At 71.4% G+C, this 5,531-nt stretch carries 5 protein-coding genes; 3 read left to right on the plus strand and 2 right to left on the minus strand.

Annotation, left to right across the window (positions count from 1 at the left end; translation table 11 throughout):
- Window positions 1-982: helicase-associated domain-containing protein (locus tag JHN63_RS48185; protein ID WP_200691470.1), on the plus strand; the 982-nt coding region annotated here is incomplete at its 5' end.
- On the opposite strand, the gene JHN63_RS48190 is transcribed toward JHN63_RS48185, so the two are convergent.
- The gene (locus JHN63_RS48190) at window positions 897-1,475 is read right to left on the minus strand and encodes an NUDIX hydrolase (protein ID WP_200691471.1); all 579 of its coding nucleotides are present in this window, start codon (window positions 1,473-1,475) and stop codon (window positions 897-899) included. The two genes, JHN63_RS48185 and JHN63_RS48190, sit on opposite strands and share 86 nt — an antisense overlap.
- 85 nt (window positions 1,476-1,560) lie before the next feature.
- Between JHN63_RS48190 and JHN63_RS48195 the strand changes: the two genes are divergently transcribed.
- A complete protein-coding gene (locus JHN63_RS48195) occupies window positions 1,561-3,204 on the plus strand; it encodes a DNA repair helicase XPB (protein ID WP_329252116.1) in 1,644 nt (547 codons plus the stop codon).
- 26 nt (window positions 3,205-3,230) lie between these two features.
- Here JHN63_RS48195 and JHN63_RS48200 read toward each other — a convergent pair whose 3' ends face one another.
- Window positions 3,231-3,413, minus strand: a complete 183-nt coding sequence (locus JHN63_RS48200) for a hypothetical protein (protein WP_200691473.1) — start codon at window positions 3,411-3,413, stop codon at window positions 3,231-3,233.
- A 316-nt stretch (window positions 3,414-3,729) separates the two neighbouring features.
- On the opposite strand from JHN63_RS48200, the gene JHN63_RS48205 reads away from it, so the two are divergent.
- The coding region (locus JHN63_RS48205) for a UvrD-helicase domain-containing protein (protein WP_200691474.1) at window positions 3,730-5,531 on the plus strand (1,802 nt) is incomplete at its 3' end.

Below are 5,531 nucleotides of genomic sequence, written 5' to 3' on the forward strand. Positions count from 1 at the left end.
CCCCTGCGCCGACAGGGCCCCCCGCCCGGTCACCCCCGTCGAACAGGCCACGGCGAGTGCCGCCGCCGCCCGTCTCCTCGCGCCGTTGCTGCCCGAGCCCTTGGACCACGTCCTCCTCCAGGCGGACCTGACGGCGGTGGCCCCGGGCCCGCTGCGACGGCCGTTGGCGGACATGCTGGACGTGCTCGCGGACGTCGAGTCGAAGGGCGGGGCGACGGTCTACCGCTTCACGCCGGGCTCGGTGCGCCGGGCGCTGGACGCGGGCCGTTCCGCCTCCGACCTGCACGACTTCCTCACCGCGCACTCCCGTACGCCGGTCCCGCAGCCCCTCGCCTACCTGATCGACGACGTGGCCCGCAGACACGGCCATCTGCGGATCGGTACGGCCTCGGCGTATGTGCGCTGCGACGACGACTCGGTGCTCAGCGAGATCCTCGCGGACAAGCGGTCGGCGGGCCTGCGGCTGCGCCGTCTCGCGCCGACCGTGCTGGCCGCGCAGGCCGACCCGGCGGCGCTCCTCGACGGGCTGCGCGCGATGGGCTTCGCGCCGGCCGCCGAGTCCGCCGACGGCGATGTCGTCATCACCCGGGCCCACGCCCACCGCACCCCGCCCCGCACGGCCCCGGAACCGGTACCGGACGGCCCGCCGACCCCGGACACGACCCTCCTGTCGGCGGCGATCCGCGCGATCAGGGCGGGCGACCGCGCCTCCACGACCCCCCTCAGGACGACCCCGTCACCGACCGGCGAACTCCCCCGCACCAGCTCCGCCGAGACCCTCGCCACCATGCAGGCCGCCGTCCTCACCGGCGACACGGTCTGGATCGGCTACGTCAACGCCGAGGGCTCCGCCAGCCAGCGCGTCATCGCCCCGATGCGGGTGGAGGGCGGCTTCGTCACGGCGTACGACCACACGGCGGACGAGGTACGGACGTATCCGCTGCACCGGGTGACGGGGGTCGCGGAGCTGGCGGAGGGGTAGATGGCCCGCTTCGGCTCAGGTAGCGGGCCAGCGCGTCGGCGCCGTCGGGCACGAACGTCGACCGCGCGGCCATCTCCCGCAGTTCGTCCTCCGTGACCCACGCGTGCCAGGCGATCTCGCCGGGGTCGGGGGTGATGTCCGTACGGACGACCGCCTCGTGGACGCCGAGCCAGTACGGGCTGATCACGCCCCGGCACAGGAACTTGAAGGCGAACCGCACCGGCACCACCACCCCGAGTTCCTCGGTGAGTTCACGGGCCGCCGCCTCCTCGTACGACTCTCCGACCTCCGCGGCGCCACCGATCAGCCAGTTGTACTGCCCCGGGAACCGGGACATGTCCGCCGCCCGCCGGTGCACCAGGACGCGGCCCTCCCCGTCCCGGCAGACGGTCGTCGCGACGCGGTGCATCCAGTGGTTCGCGATGGCCTCGCCCCGGTCCACCGTCCCGAGCACCCGGTCCTGTTCGTCGACCCGCTCCACGAGCTCTCCCATGGGCTCAGCCTCGCAGAGCCCGCCGTGATCATCGGCCGGTAGTGCACACTGGACGTTTGGCCGTGCGGAAGGGATGTGTACGTACGTGAATGGCCCCCTCATCGTCCAGTCCGACAAGACCCTGCTCCTCGAGGTCGATCACGAGCGAGCCGACGAGTGCCGGCGCGCCATCGCGCCGTTCGCCGAGCTGGAGCGGGCGCCCGAGCACATCCACACGTATCGGGTGACGCCGCTGGGGCTGTGGAACGCGCGGGCCGCCGGGCACGACGCCGAGCAGGTCGTGGACGCGCTGGTGGAGTACAGCCGGTATCCCGTGCCGCACGCGCTGCTCGTGGACATCGCCGAGACCATGGACCGGTACGGCCGGCTGACGCTCTCCAAGCACCCCGCGCACGGGCTCGTGCTCACCACCACCGACCGGCCCGTCCTCGAAGAGATCCTGCGGTCGAAGCGGGTCGCCCCGCTCGTCGGCAACCGGCTCGACCCCGACACCGTGGCCGTGCACCCCTCCGAGCGCGGCCAGATCAAGCAGGTGCTGCTGAAGCTGGGCTGGCCGGCCGAGGACCTCGCCGGGTACGTCGACGGCGAGGCGCACCCGATCGAGCTGGACGAGAACGGGTGGGCGCTGCGGCCGTACCAGAAGCAGGCCGTGGAGAACTTCTGGCACGGGGGCAGCGGTGTCGTCGTGCTGCCCTGCGGTGCCGGGAAGACCCTGGTCGGCGCGGGGGCCATGGCGCAGGCCAAGTCGACCACGCTGATCCTCGTCACCAACACCGTCTCCGCCCGGCAGTGGAAGCACGAGCTGATCAAGCGGACCTCGCTGACGGAGGAGGAGATCGGCGAGTACAGCGGGACGCGCAAGGAGATCCGGCCCGTCACCATCGCCACGTACCAGGTGCTGACGACCAGGCGGAAGGGGATCTACCCCCACCTGGAACTCTTCGACTCCCGCGACTGGGGGCTCATCCTCTACGACGAGGTGCATCTGCTGCCCGCGCCCGTCTTCAAGTTCACCGCGGACCTCCAGGCGCGACGGCGGCTGGGGCTGACGGCGACGCTCGTGCGCGAGGACGGGCGGGAGTCGGACGTGTTCTCCCTCATCGGGCCGAAGCGGTTCGACGCGCCCTGGAAGGAGATCGAGGCGCAGGGGTACATCGCGCCCGCCGACTGTGTCGAGGTCCGCGTCAATCTCACCGAGTCCGAGCGGCTCGCGTACGCCACCGCCGAGGCCGAGGAGAAGTACCGCTTCTGTGCGACCACCGCCACGAAGCGGAAGGTCACGGAGGCGATCGTGCGGCGCTTCGCCGGTCAGCAGATTCTCGTCATCGGGCAGTACATCGACCAACTCGACGAACTGGGCGAGCACTTGAACGCCCCGGTGATCAAGGGCGAGACCTCCAACGCCCAGCGGGAGAAGCTCTTCGGCGCCTTCCGCGAGGGCGAGATCAGCGTCCTCGTCGTGTCAAAGGTCGCCAACTTCTCCATCGACCTGCCGGAGGCGACCGTCGCCATCCAGGTGTCCGGCACGTTCGGCTCGCGCCAGGAGGAGGCCCAGCGGCTCGGGCGGGTGCTGCGGCCGAAGGCCGACGGACACCAGGCCCACTTCTACTCCGTCGTCGCCCGGGACACGATCGACCAGGACTTCGCGGCCCACCGCCAGCGCTTCCTGGCGGAACAGGGGTACGCCTACCGGATCATGGACGCGGACGAGATCCTCGCGGAGAACTGAGCACCGGCCGTGGGTGACCCCGGTGGTCACTTACGGCGTATGCCCGCTTCCTCGCCGTACTCTCCGAGGACGGCCACGCTGAACGCGGCGCCCGCGAAGACTTTTATGGCGCGGAGGGCATTGCCCAGGCGATGGGGGCGGGTGCCGCCGTTGACCGGTGTGGCGCCGGACGGGCGGACGGGGGCGGGGTGAATGGTTGCTGCGCTCATGAATCCATGGTGCGTCTTGGGACATAAGGTCGGCATCGGTCCTGAGACCCAACCTCCGGGCCGCTCGTGTACGCCTCCGGGCGGACCCCTTCCCCTCCTGGGTGGAGGGGTCGTCCCCTAGGGGACGCACACGCGGGCGCAACGCGGGCGTCGACTCGGGCGTCAACGCGGCCGTAAAACCATTCGCCCCCGCCGCTTCCCCTGACCTAGAATCTCCGCTCTTGCCCGCCTCCCCGCAGGGAGTGCCGCCGCCCGGACGGAAACCGGTCGGCACCACCCACCCAGCAGCCACAGCAGGTCCTCCGGAGGCACCCCCTTGTCCACGCCCACCGACGACCCTCTCTCCCGCGAACGCTCCCACCTCGCCTCCTCCCGTTCCGCGCTCCGCGCCATGCGCGAGGACGTCGAGTCGCTCGACATCAAGGACGTCACCGCGAACTGGGTCAACGCCGCGGTGCTGGCCCGCCAGATCGACGACCGGATCAAGGCGCTCGCCGACCTCAGCGACACCCCGCTCTTCTTCGGCCGCCTCAACTACCTGCACGCGCCGGGCGCCGAGCAGGCCGAGGGCGCGGAGGGCGAGCAGTTCTACATCGGGCGCCGGCATGTGCACGACGGCGACGGCGACCCGATGGTCATCGACTGGCGCGCGCCGGTCTCACAGCCGTTCTACCGGGCGTCCAAGAAGGACCCGCTGGACGTCTCGCTGCGCCGCCGCTTCGGGTACACGGGCGGCGACCTCACGGCGTACGAGGACGAGCACCTCATGGACCCGGCCGAGGCCGCCGCCACCAGCAAGCTGCTCCAGCAGGAGATCGAGCGGCCCCGCGTCGGCCCGATGCGCGACATCGTCGCGACCATCCAGCCCGAGCAGGACGAGATCGTACGGTCCGGTCTCGGCGGGACGGTCTGTGTGCAGGGCGGTCCCGGCACCGGGAAGACGGCCGTCGGTCTGCACCGGGTCGCCTATCTCCTCTACGCCCACCGCGAGCGGCTGGCCCGCACTGGCACCCTCGTCATCGGGCCGAACAAGTCCTTCCTGCACTACATCGAGCAAGTCCTGCCCGCACTGGGCGAGTTGACGGTCCGCCAGGGCACCGTGGACGACCTGGTCGCGCATGTCGAGGTGCAGGGCACGGACGAGGCACCGGCCGCCGTCATCAAGGGCGACGCCCGCATGGCCGAGGTGCTGAGGAAGGCCGTCTACTCGCACGTCACCGTGCCCACCGAACCGGTGATGGTGGTGCGCGGCTCACGCCGCTGGCGGGTCCCGGCGTACGAACTCGAAGCCATCGTGCGGGAGTTGCTCGACCGCGACATCCGCTACGGCGCCGCCCGCGAGGCGCTTCCGCAGCGCATCGCGCATGTCGTGCTGGTGCAGATGGAGCGGTCCGGGGAGGCGCCGGACGACCGGGTGCAGGACGCCGTGGCGCGCAACGCGGCGGTGAAGGCGGCCGTCAAGGCGGTCTGGCCGCCGGTCGAGCCCGCGAAGCTCGTGCTGCGGCTGCTCACCGACGCGGACTTCCTCGCCGAGCACGCGGACGGGATCCTCGACGAGGACGAGCAGAAGACGATCCTCTGGGCGAAGGCCGTGCGGAGCGTGAAGGCCGCCAAGTGGTCGGCCGCGGAAGCCGTGTTGATCGACGAGGCGACCGACCTCGTGCAGCGGACGCACTCGCTCGGGCATGTCGTGCTCGACGAGGCGCAGGACCTCTCCCCGATGCAGTACCGGGCCGTGGGCCGCCGCTGCACCACCGGTTCGGCGACCGTCCTCGGCGATCTGGCGCAGGGCACCACGCCCTGGGCGACGCGGAGTTGGGACGAGGCACTGGCCCACCTCGGCAAATCGGAGGGCGTGATCGAGGAGTTGACGGCCGGTTTCCGCGTGCCGACGGACGTCATCACCTACGCCTCCCGGCTCCTCCCGCACATCGCCCCGGGGCTCACCCCCGTCGCCTCGGTCCGCGAGAACCCCGGCTTCTTCGACCTCCGCGCCATCGCCGGTACGGCCGAAGTGGTCGCCGCCTGCGAGGAGTTGCTGGGCAACGAGGGGTCGACGGGCCTGATCGCCGCCAGTTCGGGGATCCTGGCATCGGCGGCGATCAGGCCCGTCGACCC

It is taken from the genome of Streptomyces sp. MBT65, assembly GCF_016612545.1.
Lineage (GTDB): Bacteria > Actinomycetota > Actinomycetes > Streptomycetales > Streptomycetaceae > Streptomyces.